Origin of the sequence: Pseudomonas sp. WS 5010, assembly GCF_012985565.1 — a bacterium.
GTDB lineage: Bacteria > Pseudomonadota > Gammaproteobacteria > Pseudomonadales > Pseudomonadaceae > Aquipseudomonas.
Window position 1 is genome coordinate 45,265 of record NZ_JAAQWQ010000005.1, and the last position, 26,493, is coordinate 71,757.

25 protein-coding genes are annotated in these 26,493 nt (G+C 60.9%); 16 read left to right on the forward strand and 9 right to left on the reverse strand.

Annotated features, from left to right (window positions below; genetic code table 11):
- Positions 1–105: 105 nt before the first annotated feature.
- Positions 106–870, reverse strand: a complete 765-nt coding sequence (flgA, locus tag HBO11_RS16985) for a flagellar basal body P-ring formation chaperone FlgA (RefSeq protein WP_169955175.1) — start codon at positions 868–870, stop codon at positions 106–108.
- Between the two features lie 81 nt (positions 871–951).
- On the opposite strand from flgA, the gene HBO11_RS16990 reads away from it, so the two are divergent.
- The 8 genes from HBO11_RS16990 to HBO11_RS17025 all read left to right on the forward strand — a co-directional run bounded on the left by HBO11_RS16990 (position 952) and on the right by HBO11_RS17025 (position 8,262).
- Entirely contained in the window at positions 952–1,884 is a 933-nt protein-coding gene (locus HBO11_RS16990; RefSeq protein WP_169955176.1) for a chemotaxis protein CheV, read from the forward strand.
- 43 nt (positions 1,885–1,927) lie between these two features.
- A complete protein-coding gene (gene cheR / locus HBO11_RS16995; RefSeq protein ID WP_057439687.1) occupies positions 1,928–2,755 on the forward strand; it encodes a protein-glutamate O-methyltransferase CheR in 828 nt (275 codons plus the stop codon).
- Between the two features lie 203 nt (positions 2,756–2,958).
- Positions 2,959–3,846: a hypothetical protein gene (locus tag HBO11_RS17000; protein ID WP_169955177.1), complete on the forward strand. Its 888-nt coding sequence runs from the start codon at positions 2,959–2,961 to the stop codon at positions 3,844–3,846.
- Between the two features lie 236 nt (positions 3,847–4,082).
- Entirely contained in the window at positions 4,083–4,490 is a 408-nt protein-coding gene (gene flgB, locus HBO11_RS17005) for a flagellar basal body rod protein FlgB (protein ID WP_057439685.1), read from the forward strand.
- A gap of 3 nt (positions 4,491–4,493) precedes the next feature.
- Positions 4,494–4,937, forward strand: coding sequence for a flagellar basal body rod protein FlgC (gene flgC, locus HBO11_RS17010; protein WP_169955178.1), 444 nt, complete (start codon positions 4,494–4,496; stop codon positions 4,935–4,937).
- Between the two features lie 16 nt (positions 4,938–4,953).
- Complete coding sequence (gene flgD, locus HBO11_RS17015; RefSeq protein WP_169955179.1) at positions 4,954–5,685, forward strand: flagellar hook assembly protein FlgD; 732 nt, start codon at positions 4,954–4,956, stop codon at positions 5,683–5,685.
- Positions 5,686–5,716: 31 nt separating this feature from the next.
- Positions 5,717–7,036: a flagellar hook protein FlgE gene (gene flgE / locus HBO11_RS17020; RefSeq protein WP_169955180.1), complete on the forward strand. Its 1,320-nt coding sequence runs from the start codon at positions 5,717–5,719 to the stop codon at positions 7,034–7,036.
- Positions 7,037–7,254: 218 nt separating this feature from the next.
- Complete coding sequence (locus tag HBO11_RS17025) at positions 7,255–8,262, forward strand: hypothetical protein (RefSeq protein WP_169955261.1); 1,008 nt, start codon at positions 7,255–7,257, stop codon at positions 8,260–8,262.
- 102 nt (positions 8,263–8,364) lie between these two features.
- Here the strand turns inward: HBO11_RS17025 and HBO11_RS17030 are convergent, their stop codons facing one another.
- The gene (locus HBO11_RS17030; protein ID WP_169955181.1) at positions 8,365–11,256 is read right to left on the reverse strand and encodes a ribonucleoside-diphosphate reductase subunit alpha; all 2,892 of its coding nucleotides are present in this window, start codon (positions 11,254–11,256) and stop codon (positions 8,365–8,367) included.
- 848 nt (positions 11,257–12,104) lie between these two features.
- Between HBO11_RS17030 and HBO11_RS17035 the strand changes: the two genes are divergently transcribed.
- Positions 12,105–12,830 carry a response regulator gene (locus tag HBO11_RS17035; protein WP_169955182.1) on the forward strand — a complete coding sequence of 242 codons (726 nt, stop codon included), beginning with the start codon at positions 12,105–12,107 and terminating at the stop codon, positions 12,828–12,830.
- Positions 12,827–14,437 (forward strand): ATP-binding protein, encoded by a 1,611-nt coding sequence (locus HBO11_RS17040; protein WP_169955183.1) that lies wholly within the window; start codon positions 12,827–12,829, stop codon positions 14,435–14,437. Before HBO11_RS17035 ends, HBO11_RS17040 begins: the two co-directional genes overlap by 4 nt.
- A gap of 83 nt (positions 14,438–14,520) precedes the next feature.
- Here the strand turns inward: HBO11_RS17040 and HBO11_RS17045 are convergent, their stop codons facing one another.
- Positions 14,521–15,237 carry a 4'-phosphopantetheinyl transferase superfamily protein gene (locus HBO11_RS17045; RefSeq protein WP_169955184.1) on the reverse strand — a complete coding sequence of 239 codons (717 nt, stop codon included), beginning with the start codon at positions 15,235–15,237 and terminating at the stop codon, positions 14,521–14,523.
- Between the two features lie 148 nt (positions 15,238–15,385).
- Here HBO11_RS17045 and HBO11_RS17050 point away from each other — a divergent pair, with 148 nt between their 5' ends.
- Together HBO11_RS17050 and HBO11_RS17055 are read left to right on the forward strand one after the other, a co-directional pair.
- Positions 15,386–16,063, forward strand: coding sequence for a response regulator transcription factor (locus tag HBO11_RS17050; RefSeq protein ID WP_169955185.1), 678 nt, complete (start codon positions 15,386–15,388; stop codon positions 16,061–16,063).
- Entirely contained in the window at positions 16,060–17,406 is a 1,347-nt protein-coding gene (locus HBO11_RS17055) for an ATP-binding protein (RefSeq protein ID WP_169955186.1), read from the forward strand. Before HBO11_RS17050 ends, HBO11_RS17055 begins: the two co-directional genes overlap by 4 nt.
- Positions 17,407–17,511: 105 nt before the next feature.
- Here HBO11_RS17055 and HBO11_RS17060 read toward each other — a convergent pair whose 3' ends face one another.
- Positions 17,512–18,510: an AraC family transcriptional regulator gene (locus HBO11_RS17060; protein ID WP_169955187.1), complete on the reverse strand. Its 999-nt coding sequence runs from the start codon at positions 18,508–18,510 to the stop codon at positions 17,512–17,514.
- A 334-nt stretch (positions 18,511–18,844) separates the two neighbouring features.
- On the opposite strand from HBO11_RS17060, the gene HBO11_RS17065 reads away from it, so the two are divergent.
- Both HBO11_RS17065 and HBO11_RS17070 read left to right on the forward strand, forming a co-directional pair.
- Positions 18,845–20,176, forward strand: a complete 1,332-nt coding sequence (locus tag HBO11_RS17065; protein WP_169955188.1) for a dicarboxylate/amino acid:cation symporter — start codon at positions 18,845–18,847, stop codon at positions 20,174–20,176.
- 151 nt (positions 20,177–20,327) lie between these two features.
- Positions 20,328–21,509 (forward strand): CaiB/BaiF CoA-transferase family protein, encoded by a 1,182-nt coding sequence (locus tag HBO11_RS17070; protein WP_169955189.1) that lies wholly within the window; start codon positions 20,328–20,330, stop codon positions 21,507–21,509.
- Positions 21,510–21,624: 115 nt separating this feature from the next.
- On the opposite strand, the gene HBO11_RS17075 is transcribed toward HBO11_RS17070, so the two are convergent.
- Together HBO11_RS17075 and HBO11_RS17080 are read right to left on the reverse strand one after the other, a co-directional pair.
- On the reverse strand, positions 21,625–22,119 hold the full coding sequence (locus HBO11_RS17075) for a SprT family zinc-dependent metalloprotease (RefSeq protein WP_169955190.1): 495 nt from the start codon (positions 22,117–22,119) through the stop codon (positions 21,625–21,627).
- Positions 22,120–22,248: 129 nt separating this feature from the next.
- The gene (locus HBO11_RS17080; RefSeq protein ID WP_057439628.1) at positions 22,249–22,851 is read right to left on the reverse strand and encodes a Yip1 family protein; all 603 of its coding nucleotides are present in this window, start codon (positions 22,849–22,851) and stop codon (positions 22,249–22,251) included.
- Positions 22,852–23,352: 501 nt separating this feature from the next.
- Between HBO11_RS17080 and ttcA the strand changes: the two genes are divergently transcribed.
- The gene (gene ttcA / locus HBO11_RS17085) at positions 23,353–24,177 is read left to right on the forward strand and encodes a tRNA 2-thiocytidine(32) synthetase TtcA (RefSeq protein WP_029299748.1); all 825 of its coding nucleotides are present in this window, start codon (positions 23,353–23,355) and stop codon (positions 24,175–24,177) included.
- 67 nt (positions 24,178–24,244) lie between these two features.
- Positions 24,245–24,916: a DNA-3-methyladenine glycosylase I gene (locus HBO11_RS17090; RefSeq protein ID WP_169955191.1), complete on the forward strand. Its 672-nt coding sequence runs from the start codon at positions 24,245–24,247 to the stop codon at positions 24,914–24,916.
- A 125-nt stretch (positions 24,917–25,041) separates the two neighbouring features.
- On the opposite strand, the gene HBO11_RS17095 is transcribed toward HBO11_RS17090, so the two are convergent.
- The 3 genes from HBO11_RS17095 to arsC are packed head-to-tail and all read right to left on the reverse strand — an operon-like array spanning position 25,042 to position 26,409.
- Complete coding sequence (locus HBO11_RS17095; protein ID WP_038442506.1) at positions 25,042–25,461, reverse strand: DUF2069 domain-containing protein; 420 nt, start codon at positions 25,459–25,461, stop codon at positions 25,042–25,044.
- Entirely contained in the window at positions 25,445–26,059 is a 615-nt protein-coding gene (gene wrbA, locus HBO11_RS17100; RefSeq protein ID WP_169955192.1) for an NAD(P)H:quinone oxidoreductase, read from the reverse strand. The genes HBO11_RS17095 and wrbA overlap by 17 nt, the downstream gene beginning before the upstream one ends.
- Positions 26,056–26,409 (reverse strand): arsenate reductase (glutaredoxin), encoded by a 354-nt coding sequence (gene arsC, locus HBO11_RS17105; RefSeq protein WP_169955193.1) that lies wholly within the window; start codon positions 26,407–26,409, stop codon positions 26,056–26,058. Before arsC ends, wrbA begins: the two co-directional genes overlap by 4 nt.
- Positions 26,410–26,493: the final 84 nt, after the last annotated feature.

A 26,493-nucleotide genomic window follows, 5' to 3' on the forward strand; every position in this document is an offset into this window, starting at 1 on the left:
GTTTTCGGCCATACCCGGACAAACTTTAGGCTCGATCGACAATAAACCTGTGCACAGCGTGATCTCGGCACAGTGTAGGAAAAGCCAGCGTCCCACGCCAGTGATCTATAGTGCGACCTCCACCTGGCCAGGCGCTGTTACCCGGGCCTTGATCACGCGCTTGGAGTTGAGGTTCTTCACGCGAATCTGTTCGCTCATCCCGCCATTGGCCAGGGCTTCTCCCGGCATTTTCACGTTCAGGCCGCCACTGCTGGCGGATATCACCACCTGGTCACCTTTGCGCACCACTTCTGCCTGTTCCAGGTGAACCAGGGTGATGACCTGGTCGGTTACCATTGGTCGGGTCAGTTTCTGCCCGACCGCCTGGTCCACGGAGGTGAGGTAGCCCTGGCTGATCTGGCTGATGTCCCGCTCGCGCAGGGCCACGTCTTCAAAGCCGATGATGCCGGTACGCTTGAGCGGGCGAGTAACGGTCACTACGTCACGAAACAACCGGACCTGGGCCGGCACGAACACGGTCCAGGGCGAACTGCCGTCGCAGCGCACGCGCACGGTCACGCGACCAATGGGCTGGGCTGGGCTTTCCAGGGAGCCTGTCAATTCCTTGTCGCACATGGGCATGCGCAAACGCGGGTCCAGTTGGTTGACCTGGATTTCATAACGGCCCGGTGTCTGGGTGCTCGCCAGATAATCTTCTACAGTGAACTCAAGAAAGCCTTGAGTGACGCCGATAAGCAGATCAGGCAAGGTGACGTTGTCGGCGTGGGCCTGGTGGCCTGCGCCCAAGGCAAGCAACGCCATCCAGGCGCAGAGTAATCTGCGGTACTGTGGCGAGCGAAGGCGTCGGGAAACTGTCGTTTTGATGTCCATGGCCAATAAAAAGCAAAGCGCGTGCCGTTTCGTGTTGGGGGCGCGTCGTACCCGTAAGTTTTGTAGCGTAGGAGTCTGGGCATGGCGGGTGTAATGGATTCAGTGAACCAGCGCACACAGCTGGTAGGGCAGAATCGCCTGGAGTTGTTGCTGTTTCGACTCGATGGCAAGCAGCTATATGGCATCAACGTCTTCAAGGTGCGGGAGGTGCTGCAATGCCCCAAGCTCACCATAATGCCCAAGTCCAACCCGGTGGTGTGTGGCGTGGCCAACATCCGTGGCTCGACGATTCCGATTCTTGACCTGGCGATGGCCACCGGTTCTGCCGGTTTGCAGGATCGCGAGAACCCGTTTGTGATCATCACCGAGTACAACACCAAGACCCAGGGTTTCCTGGTGCGCTCGGTGGAACGTATCGTCAACATGAACTGGGAAGAGATCCATCCACCACCCAAGGGCACCGGGCGCGACCACTACCTCACGGCAGTGACGCGGGTCGATAACCAGTTGGTGGAAATCATCGACGTGGAGAAGATCCTCGCGGAAGTGGCGCCGACGTCGGAGCATATTTCGGTGGGTGTAGTGGATGAGCAGACCCAGCAGAAGGCCGTGTCCCTGCGGGTGTTGACGGTGGATGACTCGTCGGTGGCGCGCAAGCAGGTGTCCCGGTGCCTGCAGACCGTCGGTGTCGAAGTGGTGGCGCTCAATGACGGCCGCCAGGCGCTGGACTACCTGCGCAAGCTGGTGGATGAAGGCAAGAAGCCGGAAGAAGAATTCCTGATGATGATTTCCGACATCGAGATGCCGGAAATGGACGGCTACACCCTCACGGCCGAGATACGCAACGACCCACGCATGCAAAAATTGCATATCATCCTGCATACTTCATTGTCCGGTGTATTCAACCAGGCAATGGTCAAGAAGGTCGGTGCCGATGACTTCCTGGCCAAATTCCGTCCTGATGACCTGGCATCCCGGGTCGTTGAACGGATCAAATCTGCAGATCACGGCTAGGGGCTTTCTCCCTGGCGGTCACACGAGTTAAGAGGCGGTTTCATTGTCTACGGGTAATTTGGATTTCGAACAGTTCCGGGTCTTCCTGGAAAAAGCCTGTGGCATATTGCTCGGTGAAAACAAGCAATACCTGGTATCAAGCCGTCTCAACAAATTGATGGAGCAGCAGGGCATCAAGTCCCTGGGCGAGTTGGTACAGCGCATCCAGGGCCAACCGCGCAGCGGGCTCAAGGAGATGGTGGTCGATGCCATGACTACCAACGAAACCCTGTGGTTTCGTGACACCTACCCCTTCGAGGTGCTCAAGAACAAGGTATTGCCCGAGGCCATCAAGGCTAGCCCTGGCCAGCGCTTGCGCATCTGGTCGGCGGCGTGTTCGTCTGGGCAGGAACCCTATTCGCTGTCGATGTCCATCGATGAGTTCGAACGGACCAACATGGGCCAGTTGAAGGCCGGGGTGCAAATTGTTGCCACTGACCTGTCCGGCACCATGCTGACCAACTGCAAGACCGGCGAATACGACAGCCTGGCCCTGGGCCGCGGCCTGTCCCCGGAGCGCCTGCAGCGTTACTTCGACCCCAAGGGCGCCGGGCGCTGGGCGGTCAAGGCGCCGATCAAGAGCCGGGTGGAGTTCCGCTCGTTCAACCTGCTGGACAGCTACGCCAGCCTTGGCAAGTTCGACATCGTGTTTTGCCGCAACGTCTTGATCTACTTCTCGGCTGAAGTGAAGAAGGACATCCTGCTGCGCATCCACGGTACGCTCAAGCGCGGTGGCTATTTATTCCTCGGCGCGTCCGAGGCGCTGAACGGTTTGCCGGATCATTATCAGATGGTGCAGTGCAGCCCAGGCATTATCTACCAGGCCAAGTGATGGCTTGAGCCGAGCCGACGCAAAAGGGAGCCCCCAGGGGCTCCTTTTTTTTGTCCGGCGATCCTGGGGCGTACCCTGCTGGAACTGATGTTTCCTTACTCACCACCCAGCATTGGGTGGGCAAATTCAGCCCGCCCAATACGAAAAGTCGTGTTTGCGACGGTGGGATTGACTCTTCGTCGCGCTCACCAGAAGGAGGGTGTATGGGAAACGTTTCATCAGGGTACGGTCCGCAAGGCGCACGGTTTGCATTCGATTCTTCAGTTGAACAGCAGCGTATCGATGATCCCTTGGCGGGAAGAGGGCAGGCAGGTTCAAGGCCTGTATTTGGCGCCCATGGCCCCAGGCCGCCGGGTATGAATTTTGTCTCGGGTAATCCCAGGGCTTCGAGCCAGCCTTTCAATTATGGCGCTTATCCATCCGGCGGTAACTCTGCCCTGGCTCACAACAATTTTTTTCCTTCCAATAGCGCGACGCCGGGGAGAAAAACCGCGGATATTTTTGGCGGTTTTTTCCAGAGTGAAAACGGCAACTGCGCCACTATTTCAGCCATCAAGGCCTCAATGCAGCGTTTTGGCCAGAAACCGACCGATATCTTCAAGGACGTGAAGAAAACCGCCAATGGCTACCATGTCACCATGCGGGATGGGAAAACCGTGGATTTGACCCGGCAGGAACTGCAACAGGCCACCCAGCACGCCGGGCTCAAAGGAAGTGATCCCGCGATGATCAAGGACGCCAGCTTTATATACGCCGTCAGTGCCAAGCGGGCGCAGAACGAAAACCACGAAGGATCAGGGCACAGCTATGCCAAGGCCTTGGACTCCCTTAAAAACGGTGAGTACACCAAGGATGTGTTTGTCCGGTTGGGCCTGAAGGATCATGTCAGGCAGGGGACTTTGCGCGACTTGCAAAGTGGCATGGTGGGTACGATAGACAAGGATGTGGGCGGTGCCGGTACCGCGCACTCGATGGCGGTAATTGGGGGAATGGAGGAGCGCTGGGGCAAAGTGGGACAGCGAGCCACGGCGGGCAAGATTTCCGATGGCAGGGGGCACGAATGGAAAGAGAACGTATTGGTTCTGACTTGATGGCACTCCTCCAGGCCACCTCCGCAGGAACCGGCAATCCGGCTCCTGCCGCTTTCTTTAAACGGCAATGCCCATTGCCGCTTTCCTGACGTTTCGCGGAAAAGCGTTGCCGCTTTTGCGCCATTGCCGCCGGCAATGCCTGCCTAACCCCTTGATTTATTGGGGTTGATAAACCTGGCATGGGGCTTGCTATAACCCTGTTACGAAAAGCAGGTCAGCCCCTAAAGGTTTCCGCCATGAGCATCAGCTTCGATAAAGCGCTCGGTATCCACGAACAAGCCCTGGGCTTCCGCGCCCAGCGTGCCGAAGTCCTGGCTAACAACATCGCCAACGCCGATACCCCGAACTACAAGGCTCGGGACCTGGACTTTGCCGCCGTGCTCGCCGCACAGAGCGACAAGACCAAGAACGGCTCCTTCGCCTTGAACATGACCAATAACCGTCATATCGAAGCCCAGGGCCTGAGCAGTGGCGATGAGTCGCTGATGTATCGCACGCCGATGCAGCCGTCGATCGACCAGAACACCGTCGATGCGCAGCTGGAGCAATCGAACTACGCCGAGAACTCGGTGAACTTCCAGGCCAGCTTCACCCTGCTCAACAGCAAATTCAAAGGGCTGATGTCAGCCCTGCGCGGAGAGTAAGCCATGTCTCTATCCAGTGTTTTCAATATTGCCGGTAGTGGCATGAGCGCCCAGACCACGCGTCTGAACACGGTCGCCAGTAACATTGCCAACGCCGAGACAGTGTCGTCGAGCATCGACCAGACCTACCGCGCCCGGCACCCGGTGTTCGCCACCATGTTCCAGGCCGGTCAGAACGGCGGCAGCGATTCGTTGTTCCAGAGCCAGGATGCTGCCGGCCAGGGCGTCCAGGTGCTGGGGGTGGTCGAAGACCAGAGCAACCTCGAAGCGCGCTACGAGCCCAATCATCCTGCCGCGAACGAAAAGGGCTACGTGTACTACCCCAACGTCAACGTGGTCGAGGAAATGGCTGACATGATTTCCGCCAGTCGCTCGTTCCAGACCAACGCGGAAATGATGAACACCGCCAAAGCCATGATGCAGAAGGTCCTGACCCTCGGTCAGTGATAAGGGGCGCTAAAGCATGTCTGTCACTAACGATGTGTCGAATCAGTCGACGATCCAGAGTCTGTTCGACTCCAAGGTCAAGGATGCCAAGTCCACCCAGGGCAACCTGGCCGACACGGCCAAGGCGGCCTCGGGCAACCAGTCCCTGGGCAAGGATGCGTTTCTGCAACTGCTGGTTACCCAGCTCAAGAACCAGAACCCGCTGTCGCCCCAGGACAACGGCGCGTTCGTCGCGCAACTGGCGCAGTTCAGCAGCCTGGAAGGCATCAACACCCTGAACGACTCGGTGAACACCATCACCGGCAACTACAAATCGTCGCAGGCGCTGCAAGCCTCGTCGCTGGTCGGGCGTTCGGTGATTATCGAAACCAACAAGGCCATGGTCGACACCAGCAAGAGCTTCACCGGCTCGGTCGCCGTGGGTTCGTCGGTGGGCAACGTCACCGTCAAGGTCACCGACAAGGACGGCAAGCTGGTCAAGACCATCGATCTGGGCGCCCAGAGCGCCGGCAAGTCGGACTTTATCTGGGACGGCAAGAACGAGGCGGGCGAGCAGCTGGATTCCGGCACCTACACCTTCGCGGCCAGCACCAAGAATGACGCTGGTGATTCGGTTGCCCTGAAAACCTCGCTGCCGGCCACGGTCACCAGCGTGACCTTGAGCCAGACTGGCGGCGAAATGCTGCTCAATCTTTCTGGCGGCATGGGCAGCATCAAGCTGTCGCAAATTCAGACTATCGGTACATAGAGCCGGCTAGATACGGCAAGAGGAGAGAAACATGTCTTTTAATATCGGCCTTAGCGGCCTCTATGCGGCCAACAAACAACTGGACGTGACCGGCAACAACATCGCCAACGTCGCGACCACTGGCTTCAAGTCGTCCCGCGCAGAGTTCGGCGACATTTATGCGGCGTCCCGCTTGGGCACTGGCAATAAAACCATCGGCACGGGCGTTAACCTGGCGGCGGTCTCCCAACAATTCACCCAGGGTGAAGTCAACGGCAGCGGTGGCGTGTTGGACATGGGTATCCAGGGCGGCGGCTTCTTCGTGCAGAAGGGCAGCGACGGCTCGCTGGAGTACACCCGTAATGGCTCGTTCCAGGCGAACAAGGACGGCTACATCACCAACAACACCGGCACCTCGCGCCTGCAGGGCTACGCTGCCGATGAAGATGGCAAAATCTCCAAGAGCGGCCTGACCGACCTGCGGATCAACCTGTCCAACTTGCCGCCCAAAGCGTCGACCAAGGTTGACTCCAGCAGCAACCTGAACTCCTCCAAGCCGGTGATCGACCAGACGACCAGCCCGTTTGATCCGACTGAAGCGAGCACGTTTACCGAGCAGTACGGCACCACTTTGTATGACACTCAAGGCAATGCCCATGAGATGGTGCAGTACATGGTGAAAACCGGCTCCAATACCTGGAAGTCCTACACCCTGATCGACGGACGCAATCCTGACGGTACGCCGGTCAAGGGCACAGGTGCGGTTGCGCCGGTGGCCTCCACGGTGACATTTGATACATCAGGCACGCTCAAGGGGATCGTCACTCCGCCAAGCACCGTATCCAACACCACCCTGACCATCAGCAACTGGAAGCCGGGCGTCATGGATAATGGCGTGTGGAACCCTGACAACGGGGCTGCTGCCAACCCGGGCGGTATTGCGATCAACATGTCCGATATCACTCAGTACAACTCGGCCAGCTACCGCAACCCGCCGATCACTGATGGCTATGCCACCGGCGAAATCACCGGGCTGAAAATCGACGGCAGCGGTGTGCTGTTCGCCACCTTCAGCAACCAGCAGAGCAAGGCCATCGGCCAGATCTCCCTGGCCAGCTTCAATAATGAGCAAGGCCTGCAGCCCGCAGGTGGCACCACCTGGAAAGAAACCTTCGCCTCTGGCCAGCCTGGCTACGATGCACCAGAAGCCGGGACCCTGGGCTCGATCGTGGCCAACTCCCTGGAGAACTCCAACGTCAACCTGACCAATGAGCTGGTGGACCTGATCAAGGCCCAGAGCAACTACCAGGCGAACGCCAAGACCATTTCCACCCAGAGCACCATCATGCAGACCATCATTCAGATGACCTGATGCGCTAGTGCTGCACAAGAAGCCCCTCCTAGGAGGGGCTTTTTTGTGGGCGTAGGAAAACCCAGCGCAGAGCATCAGGTAACGCGTTGAAATGCATGGGAAGGAACACTCCGCTCCTGCTTCGCCACTGATGGGGCCAGAGCCCTGTTGGCTCACCAATCTTGGGAGGGCGGAGCATGGAGAGTCTAGGGTGGTCTGCACCAGGTACGGGGCGCGTGATGTTCACACCGGCTGCGGCACCGACGGTGTTGCCTGCCGTTGGGCCTGCTGGCGAAGCGTCGACGGTCAAGACGTTGCTCAGCCAACTGTTCGATGCCGAGCAAGCCGGCAAGACTCAGACGGTGCAGGATCTGCGCGACAAGTTGAATGATCTGCGCCAGAAAATGGGTGACGAAAAATTCAAGGAGGCGCTAAACAAGCTGGGCGAGAGCGCGGATAGCAAGTTTCTCGAGTTTCTCAAGCGGATGCTGGACGAATGGTTTCCCAGTGATGACGTAGCGCCACCCAGCCCGCCATCGCCAAGAGGTGGCGGTGGCGGCGGCGGTAGAGTGAACCCTGCGGGGTTTGGCCCTGCCGAAAAAATGTCCGATAAGCCTTATACCAACGGGAGGAATTATTTCAACTACAAGCCTGATAACAGCAACCCCGGTCAAAAGCCGGGAACCGGTAAAGAATCGGGCAATATCTGGAGTGGTTTCAAGCAAGGGCCTGACGGCAATTGTGTGACGGTTTCCGCAATAAAGGCCGCCATGATGCGGTATGGCAAGGAGCCTACGGATGTGTTCAAGGAGGTTAAAGGGGCGGGCGATGGCTATGACGTGACGATGCGCGATGGATACAAGGTTCATTTTTCCAAGGAAGAATTCAAGGAGGCCGCAAAGGAGGCCCGATTCGAGGGAGATGATCCTTCGATGATAACGTCCGCCAACTTCATATTTGCCGCGAGCGCCAAGCGGGCCCAGATGGAAAACAACGATGGTAAGGCTGCGCGCAGTTTCAAGGATGCCATCAAGACCCTTAACGATGGAGAGTATTCGCGAGAGGGTTTGGACCGCATAGGGCTCAAGGGGCTTTACAGGCAGGCGACCGATGCCGACTTGAGGAACAGCAAGGTCGGGACGGTGGAGTACGGCGGCCATTCGATGGCGGTGATTAACGGCCGCATTGAGCTGTGGGGGCAGCGAGGCGGTGTGCCTGCATCGGGTATAGCCACCGTGTTGATCTAGTCTCGTACGAGGGTTTTTCCGGGCAAAAGAAAGCCCCCGATACACTTTGGGTGTATCGGGGGCTTTTCAGCCTTGGAGGGTTAGCCCCAGGGCGGGCTCAGCTTATTGGCAAGCTTCGCAATCCGGCTCGTCAATCGCGCAGGCCTTTGGCACTGGCGCCGGACCGGCTGGAGCAGCCAGCACCGAATCATCACCGTGGTTGCCGCTGGATACAGCGTTCAGCTTGCCGGTGTTGATGGTCGACTTCTCGGTGCTGGTCGCGGCCAGGGCACGGAGGTAGTAGGTGGTTTTCAGGCCACGGTACCAAGCCATGCGGTAGGTCACGTCGAGCTTCTTGCCCGAAGCGCCGGCGATGTACAGGTTCAGGGACTGGGCCTGGTCGATCCACTTCTGACGACGGCTGGCGGCGTCAACGATCCACTTGGTGTCCACTTCGAAGGCCGTCGCGTAGAGCTCCTTGAGTTCTTGCGGGATGCGCTCGATCTGCTGCACCGAACCGTCGTAGTACTTCAGGTCGTTGATCATGACCGAGTCCCACAGGCCGCGGGCTTTCAGGTCGCGGACCAGGTACGGGTTGATCACGGTGAATTCGCCCGACAGGTTCGATTTCACATACAGGTTCTGGTAGGTCGGTTCGATCGACTGCGATACGCCAGTGATGTTGGCGATGGTTGCGGTCGGTGCGATGGCCATGATGTTGGAGTTACGAATACCTTTCTGCACACGGGCACGTACCGGCGCCCAGTCCAGGGATTCGTTGAGGTCAACGTCGATGTACTTCTGGCCACGCTGCTCGATCAGGATCTGTTGCGAGTCCAGCGGCAGGATGCCCTTGGACCACAGCGAACCCTGGAACGTCTCGTAGGCGCCGCGCTCGTCGGCCAGGTCGCAGGAAGCCTGGATCGCGTAGTAGCTGACCGCTTCCATGGACTTGTCGGCGAATTCGACCGCAGCGTCCGAACCGTAGGGAATGTGCTGCAGGTACAAAGCATCCTGGAAGCCCATGATCCCCAGGCCGACCGGACGGTGCTTGAAGTTGGAATTCTGCGCCTGTGGCACCGAGTAGTAGTTGATGTCGATAACGTTATCGAGCATGCGTACGGCGGTGTTGACGGTGCGTTCCAGCTTGGCGGTGTCCAGCTTGCCGCCCACGATGTGGTTCGGCAGGTTGATCGAGCCCAGGTTGCAAACGGCGATCTCGTCCTTGTTGGTGTTCAAGGTGATCTCGGTGCACAGGTTCGAGCTGTGGACCACGCCGACGTGCTGCTGTGGGCTGCGCAGGTTGCACGGGTCTTTGAAGGTCAACCATGGGTGGCCGGTTTCGAACAGCATCGACAGCATCTTGCGCCACAGGTCTTTGGCCTGGATGGTCTTGAACAGCTTGATCTTGCCTGGGTACTGGGACAGGGCTTCGTAGTACTCGTAGCGCTCTTCAAAGGCCTTGCCGGTCAGGTCGTGCAGGTCTGGTACTTCGGACGGCGAGAACAGGGTCCACGGGCCGTCATCGAAGACGCGCTTCATGAACAGGTCAGGGATCCAGTTGGCGGTGTTCATGTCGTGGGTACGACGACGATCATCACCGGTGTTCTTGCGCAGCTCGATGAACTCTTCAATGTCCATGTGCCAGGTTTCCAGGTACGCACACACTGCGCCTTTGCGCTTGCCGCCCTGGTTTACCGCGACGGCGGTGTCGTTCACTACTTTGAGGAACGGCACGACGCCCTGGGACTTGCCGTTGGTGCCCTTGATGTACGAACCCAGTGCACGCACCGGAGTCCAGTCATTGCCCAGGCCGCCGGCGAATTTGGACAGCATGGCGTTGTCGTGGATCGCGTGGTAGATGCCCGACAGGTCATCCGGCACGGTAGTCAGGTAGCAGCTCGACAGCTGTGGACGCAGGGTGCCGGCGTTGAACAGGGTCGGGGTCGACGACATGTAGTCGAAGGACGACAACAGGTTGTAGAACTCGATGGCACGGTCTTCTTTGTTCTTCTCTTCGATCGCCAGGCCCATGGCCACGCGCATGAAGAACACCTGCGGCAGTTCGAAGCGGATCCCGTCCTTGTGGATGAAGTAACGGTCGTACAGGGTTTGCAGGCCCAGGTAGGTGAACTGTTGGTCACGCTCGTGGTTGATGGCCTTGCCGAGTTTTTCCAGGTCGAAGGTGGCCAGGATCGGGTTCAGCAATTCGAACTCGATACCCTTGGCGATGTAGGCAGGCAGGGCCTTGGCGTACAGGTCGGCCATTTCGTGGTGGGTAGCGCTCTCGGCGACTTTCAGGAAACCCAGGCCTTCGGCACGCAGGGTGTCCATCAACAGGCGGGCGGTGACGAACGAGTAGTTCGGCTCACGCTCAACCAGGGTACGGGCGGTCATCACCAGGGCGGTGTTGACGTCGGTCAGGGCCACGCCATCGTACAGGTTCTTCAGGGTTTCACGCTGGATCAGGTCGCCGTCGACTTCTTCCAGGCCTTCGCAGGCTTCGGTGATGATGGTGTTCAGGCGGCCCAGGTCCAGGGGCGCGAACGAACCATCAGCCAGGGTGATGCGGATCGACGGGTGAGCTTGCACGGCTTCGGCGGACGGTGCGTGTACGGCACGTTCCTTGGCACGCGAATCACGGTAGATCACGTAGTCGCGGGCCACTTTCTGCTCGCCGGCACGCATCAGGGCCAGTTCGACCTGGTCCTGGATTTCTTCGATGTGAATGGTGCCGCCCGAGGGCATGCGACGCTTGAAGGTCGCGGTGACTTGTTCGGTCAGGCGGGCAACGGTGTCGTGGATACGCGACGAAGCGGCAGCGGTGCCGCCTTCAACTGCAAGAAACGCTTTGGTGATGGCGACGGTGATTTTGTCATCGGTGTAAGGAACGACAGCGCCGTTACGCTTGATCACGCGCAATTGGCCGGGCGCGGTGGCGGACAGATCCATATTCGAATCAGCGCCCTGCGGCACGGAGCCTTGCGGGTTCTCGCGAGTTGTGTCGGTTTGCATGGGGGGTTGTCTCCACATTCTATATTTATTTGGGCACCATCACGGTGCCCACCGTTCCGTCCTGAAGCACTTACAACAGGCCTTGGCCTGGCATAACAACCTCGGGACAGGAGGAAGGGAGCTGTTCGCGCCGCTTCCATGCCGAAGTCTTCGGCGCCGAGCCTTGGGCTCTTTGCCGTATTCCTGAGTGGGTGTGGTTTGTATTGCAACACCCGTACCGCTTTCTCCCCTTCGGGCTTGAAAACAGCAGCCATCCGCGTGCGCGGTTTGGGCTTTCGAAAAAGGTTTAAGTTCCACCAAACAGGAGCAAGAAAGCACTTGAGTTTCTTGTCTGATTTGTGTTTGGTCTTTTCGCTTGAAACCCTACATGTAGGGTTTTTTTGGCAACGAGGTACAAGATAATGCGTTTTGGGGGGCTTAGCAACGCACTACCTGTGGATAACGCTGTGGGTAAAATGTGTATGAAAGGTAGAACCACCGTGTAGGCCGCAGTACTGCTGCATCGCACCGTTTGTCACCGAATATTCCAAGCTGAAAACACCCGGTTGGATTTTTGCGGGCGCGAACCCTATCACAAAAAAACGCGATCACCGAATGCATTTCCTGGCTTGTGTTTGAGGGTTGGGCCATGGCTACAATCGGCCTTTTATTCCTACACGGTTATGCCCGTTGTGCATGACAAATTAGGTATGGCTGGCGAAGATCCAAATGTGGGAGCGGGCTTGCCCGCGATAGCAGTGTGTCAGGCAACATATCTACTACTGATCCACCGTTGTCGCGGGCAAGCCCGCTCCCACATTTGGAACTGCGCAGTCCGGACAAATCCCTTATAAAAACGAGGACCACCCGTGGAGCAAGAAGCCTGGCAGGTACTGATTGTCGAGGATGACCAGCGTCTGGCTGAGTTGACCCGTGACTACCTGGAAAGCAACGGCCTGCGGGTCGCCATAGAGGGCAACGGCGCCCTGGCGGTGGCGCGGATCATTGCCGAGCAGCCGGACCTGGTGATCCTCGACCTGATGCTGCCCGGCGAAGACGGCCTGAGCATCTGCCGCAAGGTGCGCGAGCGCTACGACGGGGTGATCCTGATGCTCACCGCGCGTACCGACGACATGGACCAGGTCCTGGGCCTGGACATGGGCGCCGATGACTATGTATGCAAACCCGTGCGCCCGCGCCTGCTGCTGGCGCGGATCCAGGCCTTGCTGCGGCGCAGCGAAAGCGCCGAGCCCGCTGCCGCGGAAAAACAGCGGCGCCTGCAATTCGGCCCGTTGGTGGTGGACAACGCCTTGCGCGAAGCCTGGCTGCACGACGGCGGTATCGAGCTGACCAGCGCCGAATTCGACCTGTTGTGGCTATTGGTGGCCAATGCCGGGCGCATCCTGTCCCGGGAAGAGATCTTCACCGCCCTGCGCGGGATCGGCTACGACGGCCAGGACCGCTCCATTGACGTACGCATCTCGCGGATCCGCCCGAAAATCGGCGACGACCCGATCCACCCACGCCTGATCAAGACCATTCGCAGCAAAGGCTACCTGTTCGTCCCCGAAGCTTGCGCCGATATGCTGTCGTGAACTCGATCTTCCTGCGCATCTATGGCGGCATGTGTGCGGCGCTGATCCTGGTGGCCCTGCTCGGCGTCCTGGCCCTGCATCTGCTCAATGAGGTGCGCAGCGGCCAGTACCGCGAGCGCCTGGCCCACGGCACGTTTGCCCTGATGGGCGACAACCTGCAACCCATGAGCAGCATCGAGCGCCAGCGCGCCCTGGCGGTGTGGGAGCGTTTGTTGGGGATTCCCTTGCAATTGCAGGCGGTGGCGGATGCCCGCCTGGACCTGAGCCAGCGCAATCGCCTGCAGCGTGGCCAGGTCCTGGTGGAGCAGACCGGGCCCCATGCGGCCCGGGTGTTGCGCCTGGTCAGTGAAAAAGAGCAACTGCTGCTCACCGGCGAAGTGCAGCAGATCAGCGAGCAACTGGCCCGGGCCACCATTTATTTGCTGGCCGACGAACTCGTGCGGTTTCCGGTGGCCGAGCAGCCGCAACGGTTGGCAGACCTGAAGGAGGCCAAGGGTTTCGGCTTTGAAATGCACCTGCTGAAACTGAACGAAGCCGACATGGACGAGGACCAGCGGCGGCGCGTGGCTGAAGGCGACACGGTGATGGCCCTGGGCAAGGGCGGCGACTCGATCCGCGTATTTGCCGGCATGGTCGGCACGCCGTGGGTCCTGGAAATCGGTCCGCTGTACCAGATGAACCCTTACCCGGCGCAATGGCTGGTGCTGATCGCTTTGATCGGCCTGACCCTGATCGGCCTGATCGTGTATTTGCTGGTGCGCCAGCTGGAACGCCGCCTGCGCGGGCTGGAAGCGGCCGCCACGCGCATCGCCAAAGGCAACCTGGAAGCCCGGGTGCCGGCGCGCGGTGCCGACTCGGTAGGGCGCCTGGCATCGGCCTTCAACGGCATGGCCGAGCACTTGCAGCGCCTGCTGGCGATCCAGCGCGAACTGGTGCGCGCGGTGTCCCACGAACTGCGCACGCCGGTGGCGCGCCTGCGTTTTGGCCTGGAGATGATCGGCGAAGCCGCCACCCCCGAAGCCCGGCGTAAATATATGGAAGGCATGGACAGCGATATCCAGGACCTCGACGGCCTGGTGGACGAGATGCTGACCTATGCCCGCCTGGAGCAGGGGTCGCCGGCCTTGAGTTTCCAGCGGGTCGACCTGAGTGCCTTGCTCGACCAGGTGATCGGCGAGTTGGCGCCCCTGCGGCCGGGGATCGACGTGGCGCGGGGGGTGTGCCTGTCATCGGCGCACCTGGACGGGGCCTGGGTCGATGCCGAGCCGCGCTATCTGCACCGCGCCCTGCAAAACCTGGTGAGCAATGCCATGCGCCATGCCCAGTCGCGGGTGCTGATCAGCTACCAGGTGGGCCAGGTGCGTTGCCGTATCGATGTCGAAGACGATGGCCCAGGGGTTCCGGAAAGTGCCTGGGAGCGGATCTTTACCCCCTTCCTGCGCCTGGATGACAGCCGCACCCGGGCCTCGGGCGGGCATGGCCTGGGCTTGTCGATTGTGCGGCGGATTATCTACTGGCACGGCGGGCGGGCGTTGATCAGCAAGAGCAACAACCTGGGTGGCGCGTGTTTCAGCCTGAGTTGGCCTCGGGATCAGGACAAACCTTGAGACCGACATCCCAGGCAAGCCCCACATTTTGATGGGTAAACACCGTCAAATGTGGGAGCGGGCTTGCCCGCGATAGCTATCTATCAGGCGCCGATAGCCACCACACTCAACAACTGCCCCTCATGCACCACAAACTGCGCCTCCAACTCCTTGCCATAACACCACTCACTGGACAACTCCGTCAGCAACCGCAGGCGCAGCGAGCCTGTCTCAGACCACTCCAGCACCTCGGCATGCTCAAAATAGAAGCGCTTGTGCACAATCGGGTAGAGCGCCTTGAACAGGCTCTCCTTGGCCGAAAACGTCAGGGTCACGCACTGCGCAATCTGCTCCCGTGGCCCGGCGGCCATGCGTTGCATCTCATCGGCGGTCAGGATTTCCCCGGCCAGGCGCTCGGCCCGTTCCAGGGGCAGCAGGTTTTCCAGGTCCATGCCCAGCCCGCGCCATTGCGCCTTGTGCCCGACGATAGCCGCTGCATGCCCCGTGCTATGGGTGATCGAGCCGCTGATATGAGCGGGCCAGACCGGCGCGCGGTCCTCACCGATGGCGGGGATGCAGTCCAGGCCTTCGAGCCGTTGCAAGGCACTGCGGGCGCACAGCCGTCCGGCCAGAAATTCCGCCTGCCGCTTGGCCACCGAACGCTGGATACTGGCCGGTGGCGGCACGGCGCAGCGCTGGAAGTCACCGGCCTCGAGCAGTTTGGGTTCGAAACGGGTGCTCAGGAACACCGTGCCGGGCAAGGCGACGGGCAGCGGCCAATGATCATCAAGTGGGGTGCAGCAGGCGGGTATCAGGTTCATGGCGGCTATTCTGCACGGGGCGGCACACACCTGGGTAGCCCGCCGGTTCAGACTGTGTTCAGTTCAACGGCCGTAAACTGCACAAGCATACCTTCAGGGCCGCTATGATGTTTCCCTGCGGGACAGTGGATTGGCCTTGGAGAGCGTTATGAAATTGCTGGTTGTCGAAGATGAGGCGTTGTTGCGCCATCACCTGTTGACCCGTCTTGGCGACAGCGGCCACGTGGTCGAAGCCGTGGCCAACGCCGAAGAGGCGCTGTACCAGACTGGGCAATTCAATCACGACCTGGCGATCATCGACCTGGGCCTGCCCGGCATGGGCGGCCTGGACCTGATCCGCCAACTGCGGGCCCAGGCCAAGACCTTCCCGATCCTGATCCTGACCGCGCGTGGCAACTGGCAGGACAAGGTCGAAGGCCTGGCCGCCGGGGCCGACGACTATGTGGTCAAGCCCTTCCAGTTCGAGGAACTGGAGGCGCGGATGAACGCACTGCTGCGCCGCTCCAGCGGTTTTACCCAATCGACCATCGTCGCCGGCCCGCTGCTGCTGGACCTCAACCGCAAGCAGGCGTCCCTCGACGAACAGCCCCTGGCGCTGACGGCCTATGAGTACCGGATCCTCGAATACCTGATGCGCCATCACCAGCAAGTGGTGGCCAAGGACCGGTTGATGGAACAACTCTATCCCGATGACGATGAGCGCGACCCGAACGTGATCGAGGTGCTGGTCGGCCGCCTGCGTCGCAAGCTCGAAGGCCCGGCCGGGTTCAAGCCCATCGATACCGTGCGCGGCCTGGGCTACCTGTTTAACGAGCGCTGCCGTTGATCCGTTCGCTCCGTGTGCGCCTGATGCTGGCGGCCACCACCCTGGCCGTGTTGTTCATGCTGGCGTTGTTGCCGGCGATGCAGGGCGCGTTCAGCCTGGCGTTGCAGGATTCCATCGAGCAGCGCCTGGCGTCGGATGTGACCACACTGATCTCTGCCGCGCGGGTTGATAACAACCGCTTGCTGATGCCGGCGCAGTTGCCGGACGAGCGCTTCAACCTGACCGACAGCCGCCTGCTGGGCTACATCTATGACCGCGAAGGCCACCTGGTCTGGCGTTCGCGGGCGACCCGCGAAGAAAACATCAACTACCGCCCGCGCTACGACGGGCGCGGCAATGAGTTTGCGAAGATTCGCGAGGCCAACGGCCAGGAATTCTTCGTGTATGACGTCGAGGTCAAGCTACTGGGGGGCAAGAGCGCGGCGTTCAGTATCGTCGCCCTGCAACCGGTGCGCGAATACCAGGTGACCCTGGAAGGCCTGCGGGAAAACCTCTACCTGGGCTTCGGCGCCGCCTTGCTGGTGCTGTTGAGCCTGCTGTGGATCGGCCTGACCTGGGGCTTGCAGGCCTTGCGCCGGCTGAGTCAGGAGTTGGATGAAATCGAAGGCGGCACCCGCGAAAGCCTCAGTGAGCAACACCCACGGGAGCTGCTGCGCCTGACCGGCTCCCTCAACCGCCTGCTGCACAGCGAGCGCGAGCAGCGCACCCGTTACCGTGACTCCCTGGACGACCTGGCCCACAGCCTGAAAACCCCACTGGCGGTGTTGCAGGGCGTGAGTGAAGACATGGCCCAGCGCCCCCAGGACCTTGAGCAGGCGCGAGTCCTGCAGTCGCAGATCGAGCGCATGAGCCAGCAGATCAGCTACCAGTTGCAGCGCGCCAGCCTGCGCAAAAGCGGCCTGGTGCGCCACCAGGTGCGCTTGCGGCCGGTGCTGCAAAGCCTGTGCGAGACCCTGGACAAGGTCTACCGCGACAAACGCGTGCGGGTGTCTTTCGCGTTGCCGGAGCAATGCGACGTGCCCATCGAGCAGGGCGCCTTGCTGGAATTGCTCGGCAACCTGCTGGAAAACGCCTACCGCCTGTGCCTGAGCGAAGTGCGCGTGACCTTGGATGAAGGTGCCGATGGCGTGCGCTTGTGCATCGAAGACGACGGCCCCGGCGTGCCTCCCGACCAGCGTGCGCGGATCCTGCAGCGCGGCGAGCGCCTGGATCGCCAGCATCCGGGGCAGGGGATCGGGTTGGCGGTGGTCAAGGATATTATTGAGAGCTACGGCGCGCGGTTGACCCTGGGGGATTCGCCTTTAGGAGGCGCGGCATTCAGGATTCATTTCCCGGCGCTGTGATCTTTGTTGATTCGCCGGGCGCATCGCAGGCAAGCCAGCTCCCACATTTAATTGTGTTTACACATCAAAATGTGGGAGCTGGCTTGCCTGCGATGGGGCCCGACCTCAACTCTCCTGCGCCCGATAAGCCCCCGGCGTCACCCCCGTCCACTTCTTGAACGCCCGATGAAACGCCGACGGCTCGGAAAACCCCAACTGCTCGGCAATCTCCTGCAACGACAGATCCGCCCGCCCCAGATGAAAAATCGCAATATCGCGGCGCAATTCGTCCTTGAGTGCCTGGAAGCTGGTGCCTTCGTCACGCAAATGCCGGCGCAGGGTCTGGGGGCTGATGTGCAGGTGCTGCGCCACGGCCTCCAGGTCTGGCCAGGGCGTGCGGTCGCGGCTCAGCAGGCGGCGTAACTGGCTGCGCAGGCTGTCGCCTTCGTCTGGCCGGGACAGCAGGTCGGCGGGTGAGCGTTCGAGGAAGAGCTTGAGGGTGCGCTCATCCTGTAGCAGAGGCAGGTTCAGGTAGCGGCAGTGGAACAGCAGGCTGCTGCTGGACGCGCTGAACACCAGAGGGCAGGGGAACAGCAGGTCGTATTCGCTGGCATGGGCCGGCATCGGGTAGCTGAAGGTTGCCTGCTCCAGGCGGATACGCTGGCCAATCAGCCAACTGCCGAGGCGATGCCAGATCACCAGCAGGCTTTCGCTCAAGAAATGATCCGGGTCCCACAGTTGCGAGTCATCCAGGCTCAGGCGCGCCATATCGCCTTCACGGCTCAGGCGCCAGCGTGGCCCCTGGAGGAACAGGCTGTAGAACAGCAGCCCACGCTCCAGGGCCTTCTCCAGGGTGCGGCAGTGAATCAGTGCGTGGCACATCATGGCAAAGGTGCCGCGCTTGCTCGGCCCATCGGCGAAGCCCAGGTATTCGTCATCCAGGGCCAGCCACAACCGCTGCAACAGTTGCGTGAACTGCTCCGGCGCGATGCGCGCGCGGGGTTCTGCCAGCAGTTCCGGGGTAATCCCCAGTTGCTGCAACAGCGTCGAGCAGTCGTAGCCGGCCCGGCGCGCGCCGCCCAGGGCGGCGCGGGCGTAATGACTGGCGATGGTGCGTTCGCGCATGCAGGGGCCTCGTCCATTGAGTGGCCGATGGTAGCCATCGTGCTGTGGGTGGACAAGGCGGATATCCGCCAAATTGTAGGACGAGATCGGATCGCTGGGCGGATATCCGCCACCTGTCGTCATCTGCAAAACCACCGCTGATAGCCATCAACCCCCATTTTTTGCGGGCTCCAGGGCTTTTGGGGAAAGTGGCACGCCGTTTGCGATAGGGATTACAGATCTGCCAGCCAGCAGCTCGCCAAAACAAATCCCTCCAGTGCAGGAGGGTTCGCAATTCAAGTGTCGTGGGCAATGGCGGATATTTGCCCCACGGGACTCTTGAGGAAACTTTGCAATGACGACTCGTCAGCCGTTCTACAAAACCCTGTATTTCCAGGTAATCGTTGCCATCGTTATCGGTATCCTGCTCGGTCACTTCTACCCGCAAACCGGTGTGGCCCTCAAGCCATTGGGTGACGGCTTTATCAAGCTGATCAAAATGGTCATCGCCCCGATCATCTTCTGTACCGTGGTTAGCGGCATCGCCGGCATGCAGAACATGAAGTCGGTGGGCAAGACCGGCGGCTACGCGCTGCTGTACTTCGAAATCGTCTCCACCATCGCCCTGCTGATCGGCCTGGTCGTGGTCAACGTGGTGCAGCCAGGCGCTGGCATGCACATCGACGTTGCGACCCTGGACGCTTCGAAAGTCGCGGCCTACGTCACTGCCGGTAAAGACCAGAGCATCGTCGGCTTTATCCTCAACGTGATCCCCAACACCATCGTCGGCGCCTTCGCCAACGGCGATATCCTGCAAGTGCTGATGTTCTCGGTGATCTTCGGTTTCGCCCTGCACCGCCTGGGTGCCTACGGCAAGCCGGTGCTGGACTTCATCGATCGCTTCGCCCACGTGATGTTCAACATCATCAACATGATCATGAAGCTTGCGCCAATCGGTGCCCTGGGCGCCATGGCGTTCACCATCGGTGCCTACGGTGTCGGCTCGCTGGTGCAACTGGGCCAGTTGATGATCTGCTTCTACATCACCTGCGTGCTGTTCGTGCTGGTGGTCCTGGGTGGCATCTGCCGCGCCCACGGCTTCAGCGTCCTGAAACTGGTGCGCTACATCCGTGAAGAGCTGCTGATCGTCCTCGGTACTTCCTCCTCCGAATCCGCACTGCCGCGCATGCTGATCAAGATGGAACGCCTGGGTGCCAAGAAGTCGGTTGTAGGCCTGGTGATCCCGACGGGCTACTCCTTCAACCTCGACGGTACTTCGATCTACCTGACCATGGCTGCCGTGTTCATCGCCCAGGCGACTGACACCCACATGGACATCACCCACCAGATCACCCTGCTGCTGGTGCTGCTGCTGTCCTCCAAAGGCGCTGCGGGTGTGACCGGTAGTGGCTTTATCGTCCTGGCCGCAACCCTGTCGGCGGTTGGCCACCTGCCGGTTGCCGGCCTGGCGCTGATCCTCGGTATCGACCGCTTCATGTCCGAGGCCCGTGCCCTGACCAACCTGGTCGGTAACGCCGTGGCGACCATCGTCGTCGCCAAGTGGGTCAAGGAACTGGACACCGACAAGCTGCAAAGCGAGCTGGATTCCGGCGGTACCGGTATCTCCGAAACCCGCGAACTGGATGACCTGGGCGTGGCCGAAGGCCCGGCACCAGCGATCAAGTAAACGCTGGCGCAGTCCTGAAAAACCCATCTTCGGATGGGTTTTTTTATGGGCGCACGAGCACAACGGTCACTGTCGATGATGCTTACGGTAATTGCCGCTGTTGCCCAAGGCTGACTACTCTGTGCCCCATCGAACTGGAATCGGAGCTCCCATGTCAGGCCCCTTGGCGTCCCTTAAAGTGCTGGATTTCTCGACCTTGCTGCCGGGGCCTTTTGCCTCGCTGCTGTTGGCGGACATGGGCGCCGAGGTGCTGCGCATCGAATCCCCCACGCGCATGGACCTGCTGCGGGTGTTGCCGCCCCACGACCGTGGCGTGTCGGCCAGTCATGCCTACCTCAACCGCAACAAGCGCAGCCTGGCCCTGGACCTCAAGCAGCCCGAGGCGCTGGAGATCGTGCGGCAATTGGTGGCGGAGTACGACATTGTGCTGGAGCAGTTCCGCCCCGGAGTCATGGAGCGCCTGGGCTTGGGGTATGAGGCGTTGAAGGCGCTCAACCCGAAGCTGATCTATGTGTCCATCACCGGCTATGGTCAGACCGGCCCCTACAAGGACCGCGCCGGCCATGACATCAACTACCTGGCCCTGTCTGGCGTCGCCAGCTACACCGGGCGCCAGGACAGCGGGCCAGTGCCCCTGGGCGTGCAATTGGCGGATGTGGGCGGCGGCTCGTTGCATGCCGTGGTCGGCCTGCTGGCGGCGGTGATTGCGCGCCAGCACAGCGGGCTGGGCCAGTACCTGGACGTGAGCATGACCGACTGCGCCTTCAGCCTCAACGCCATGGCCGGCGCGGCCTACCTGGCCTGTGGCGTGGAGCCTGGGCGCGAAGACCAGGTACTCAATGGCGGCAGCTTCTACGATTACTACCGCTCGCGGGACGGGCGCTGGCTGTCGGTGGGCAGCCTGGAGCCGGGGTTTATGCAGCAACTGTGTGGCGCGCTGGGGCGCCCGGAATTGGCGGCCCAGGGCCTGTCACCCAAGCCCGAGCAGCAGAAGGCACTCAAGCAGGCATTGCAGATTGAGTTTGAGCGACACAGTTTTGAAGAACTGTGTGCGTTGTTTGCCGGGGTCGATGCTTGCGTGGAGCCGGTGCTCAGCCTTGGCGAAGCCCTGGAGCATCCGCAGTTGCAGGCTCGGGAGCTGGTGAGCCTGGTGCCCCGCGGGGATGGCTCGTTCCAGGCTCAGATGGCATGCCCGCTGAAGTTTTCCGAGGGCGTGCCGCAGCCGAGGCATATTGGCGCGGCGGTGGGGGCGCACAGTGATGAGGTGCTGGGGGAGTTGGGTTTCAGTACTCAGCGGATAGCCGAGCTGCGGGGTGCCAGGGTGGTGGGGTAGTGGCTGTTCGGGCCCCATCGCGGGCAAGCCCGCTCCCACATTCTGAATGTATTCACAAATCAAAATGTGGGAGCGGGCTTGCCCGCGAAGGGGCCCAAACAGGCCCCCAAAAACCTCACTCCACCCGCGTCTCCCCAGTAAACACCAACGTCTCCCGACAGCGCCGGCACAAATACCGCCGGCCCTGGTTCACCAGCCCATGGCGCTGGGCCGAGAACGGGAAGTCACTGTCGGCACACGGGCACCGGTAGATATAGCGGGTCACCCGCCGGCGCTGAATCTCATAGGTATGGCAGCGATCAGGCGGCAGTTCGTAGACCCCGCGCATGATCAGTTGCCATTCCTCGCCATGGGGCTGGATGCGCTCGCCAAACAACTGGTGGGCGATCAAGTGCGCCACTTCGTGGGCCACCGTCTGTTTGAGGAAGTGTTGGCTGTTTTCTCGGTACAACTGGGGGTTGAAGCGCAGCAGGTTCTCGTGCAAATGCGCGACACCGGCTTTCTGCCCACGCAGCTTGAGGCTGACCTGGGGGCGTTTGAAACTTCGTTTGAAAAAGGATTCGGCTTGTAGGAAACAATCTTCGACGCGGGTATTGAGTTGCTCGGGCATGCTGTACATATCTCCAGAGACGCCCAGTATGCCGCATCCACGGGTGTTTCCGAATCTGTCAGGCGCCGAATGGTCATGCATAACGCACAAAGCCACCTTGCGGTGGCTGTTCCTGCGCTGGTAAGACGGCTAGTTGGTGTAGATCGGCCCCACGCCCAGGCCCCAGACAATCACGGTAAACGCCATGATCGCCACCAGTACCACCAGGCCTACGGCCAGTACCGAGCTGGAAAACAGGAAGCCTTCGTCCGGGTCGATGCTCATGAAGGTCGGCAATCCCACATACAGCAGGTACACCGTGTAGCAGATGGCGGCCGTGCCCACGACCATGCCCAGCCACATATGCGGATACAGCGCCGCCAGCCCGCCGATAAACAGTGGCGTCGCGGTATAGGTGGCGAACGCGACGCAGCGCGCCATGCTCGGATTGGCGTCGTAGGTGCGCGCCATCCAGTGAATGAAGGCGCCCATCACCGCAACGCCGCCGAGCATCGCCAGGTACGACATGATAGTCATCCACAATGCACTTTCCTGGGTCAGCATGACCGGGGAGCGATTGCCGATGACCCAGCCGACCTGGGTGGTGCCGATAAAGGCTGATACGGCGGGGATCGCCGCAAGAATCAGCGTGTGAGTGAGGTACATGTGGCCGATGCTTTCTTCTTTATCGCCACGAATTTCCCGCCATTCCTGGTCGGGATGGGTGAAAAGCCCCACGACGTGATGGATCATGCCAGTCACTCCTGTCGTTATTACCATCGCCCCCCAAGCGGAGCGCCCGCCGGCCAAGTGGCCTGAAAGGTCTGGATACATGTGCGACCTTATGTCGCAGTATAGGAAGTGATGACCGGAAAAAGTGTGGGGCTTTAGAGCAAATTGCGCTGTAAACACTGGGCTTAATCGCGCCTGGGTCTGTGACGTGGAATGCAGTCCCCTGTGGGAGCTGGCTTGCCTGCGATGGCGGTGGGTCAGTTGCCAGAAACAGTGGCTGGACTGCCGCTATCGCGGGCAAGCCCGCTCCCACAGGGGATCTCACTGGGGCAGAGAATTTTGGCCCCACCACAGATCAAGTGTAGGAGCTGGCTTGCCTGCGATGGCGGTGGGTCAGTTACCAGAAACAGTGGCTGGACTGCCGCTATCGGGAGCAAGCCCGTCCCACATTGGAACTCGGTGCTCCATACCGCTAAAATGCCCGGCTTTTCGTCACACACCTTTTTCGCGGATCCAAGCGCCATGGGCACCCTTACCGTCAATCAGAACAAACTGCAAAAACGCCTGCGGCGCCTGGCCGGTGAGGCTGTCGCTGACTTCAACATGATCGAGGAGGGCGACAAGGTCATGGTCTGCCTGTCCGGCGGCAAGGACAGCTACACCATGCTGGACGTGCTGATGCACCTGCAGAAGGTCGCGCCGATCAAGTTCGACATCGTTGCCGTCAACATGGACCAGAAGCAGCCCGGGTTCCCCGAGGACGTGCTGCCGGCCTACCTCAAGACCCTGGGCATCGAGTACCACATCGTCGAGAAAGACACCTATTCGGTGGTCAAGGAACTGATCCCGGAGGGCAAGACCACCTGCTCGCTGTGTTCGCGCCTGCGCCGTGGCACCCTGTACACCTTTGCCGATGAAATTGGCGCAACCAAGATGGCCCTGGGTCATCACCGCGACGACATCGTCGAGACGTTCTTTCTCAACATGTTCTTCAACGGCTCCCTCAAGGCCATGCCGCCCAAGCTGCGCGCCGACGACGGCCGCAACGTGGTGATCCGCCCGCTGGCGTATTGCAACGAGAAGGACATCCAGGCCTACTCCGACTTCAAGCAATTCCCGATCATCCCCTGCAACCTCTGTGGCTCCCAGGAGAACCTGCAGCGCCAGGTGGTCAAGGACATGCTCCAGGAGTGGGAGCGCAAGACGCCGGGGCGCACCGAAAGCATCTTCCGCAGCTTGCAGAACGTGATCCCGTCGCAGCTGGCCGACCGCAACCTGTTCGACTTCACTAGCCTGCGCATCGACGAGACCGCCGCTTCGCGCTTCGTCAACATTGTGAACCTCTGAGTCTTTTCCAGGCTCTGACAGACGGCGCTCATAGGCGCCGTTTTCATTTCAACCCGTAGGAGAGGGCATGCGCGATTACAAATGGCTGCACGAATACTGTCTGAACCGCTTTGGTTCGGCGGCCGAGCTCGAAGCCCACCTGCCTGTGCCCAAGACGCCGGCGCAATTGCGCCAGATCAGCGATGACCGCTACCTGTCGACCCTGTCGCTGCGGGTGTTTCGCGCCGGGCTCAAGCACAGTGTGGTGGACGCCAAGTGGCCGGCGTTCGAGCAAGTGTTCTTCAGCTTCGATCCCGAGAAGGTCGTGTTGATGGGCGCCGAGCACCTTGAGCGGCTGATGCAGGACACGCGGATCATCCGCCACCTGGGCAAGCTCAAGAGCGTGCCGCGCAATGCGCAGATGATCCTCGATGTCGAGCAGGAGAAGGGCAGCTTCGCGGCGTTGATCGCCGACTGGCCGGTGACCGATATCGTCGGCTTGTGGAAATACCTGAGCAAGCACGGCCACCAGTTGGGCGGGCTGTCGGCGCCGCGCTTTTTGCGCATGGTGGGCAAGGACACGTTTGTGCCGAGCTACGACGTGGTCGCGGCGCTGAATGCGCAGGAGATTGTCGACAAGGCCCCCACCAGCCTGCGGGACCTGGCGACGGTGCAGGCGGCGTTCAACCAATGGCACGCCGAGAGCGGGCGGCCGATGTGCCAGTTGTCGATGATGCTGGCGTTTACCGTCAACCATTGAGACCGCGGTGCTGCCATCGCAGGCAAGTCGAATCGTCGCACCACCGTAGCTCCCACATTTGGAATGCATTCCCCTGTGGGAGCTGGCTTGCCTGCGATGGGGGCCTGACTGGCCCCACATACCCCTCAGGCTGGCTGACCTTCCCCCGCCAACCGTCGATTCAACTGGAACCGCCAGCGCACATACAGCAGCGCCGTGCAGAACACCGCCAGGCTCGCCAGCATCTCCAGCACGCCAAACCACTGGCGGTTCGGGTCATAGGCCGCCAGTGCGCCCTTGATGAAATACAGATTCACCACAAAGCACATCCACGAATGCCCGCGCGCACTGCCCATGAGCATGCCCGGCGCGAGGATCAGTAACGGCACCAGTTCGATCAGCAATATCACCCAGGGCCGCGCGCCATGCAGGTCGGCGACCAGCAGGTAGTACACGCAGAGCAACCCCACCAGGCCCAGAAACGCCAGCAGGCTCAAGGCCCGTGCCACTTTGACCCGGGGTTCCAGCCAGGCCTGGGCCGGCAGGACTTTAGGCTTCTTGGCCACGGCCACTCTCCAGTTTCGCCGCAGTTTTCGCCAGGCGCAGGCCCAGGGCGCGGCACAACGCGATTTCATGGGGGTCCAGGGCGCGTTTGCCGTCAGCGCCGGAATGGTGGCTGGCGCCGTAGGGCGTGCCGCCGCCCTGGGTGTCGAGCAAGGCCTGTTCGCTGTAGGGCAGGCCGGTGATCAGCATGCCGTGGTGCAGCAACGGCAGCAGCATGGACATCAAGGTGGTTTCCTGGCCGCCGTGCAGGCTGGCGGTCGAGGTGAAGACCCCGGCTGGCTTGCCGACGAGGGCGCCGGTCAGCCACAGGTTGCTGGTGCCGTCGAGAAAGTACTTCAGCGGTGCGGCCATGTTGCCAAAACGCGTCGGGCTGCCAAGGGCCAGGCCCGCGCAGTTCTTCAGGTCGTCGAGGCTGGCGTAGAGTGCGCCTTCGGCGGGGATGCTCGGGGCGACGGCCTCGCATTCGCTGGAAATCGCCGGCACAGTGCGCAGGCGCGCTTCCAGGCCGCCTTGCTCGATGCCCCGGGCAATTTGCCGGGCCATTTCGCTGACCGAGCCGTTGCGGCTGTAATACAGCACCAGGATGTAGGGCGCGCTCACGGCAGAAGCTCCAGGATGTTTTCCGGCGGACGGCCAATCACGGCCTTGTCGGCGGTGGCCAGGATCGGCCGTTCCATCAACTTGGGATGGGCGGCGATGGCGGCAATCAACTGCGCCTCGCTGAGGCTGGCGTCGGCCAGGTTGAGGGTCTTGTATTCGTCTTCGCCGGTGCGCAGCAATTGCCGGGCGCCGATCCCCAGCTTGCCGAGCAGGGCTTCAAGCTGCGCGGCGTCCAGCGGGGTTTCCAGGTAACGCACCACGTTGGGCGTGAGGCCACGGGCTTGCAGCAGTTCGAGCGCACCGCGGGATTTCGAGCAGCGCGGGTTGTGATAAAGCGTCAGATCGGTCATGTGCGGGTCGCATCTTGCGTAAGGTGGCGGGTATTCTACCCGCGCTGCGGCGTGTCCTTAAACCGTAAGAGGCGATCGGCCGCA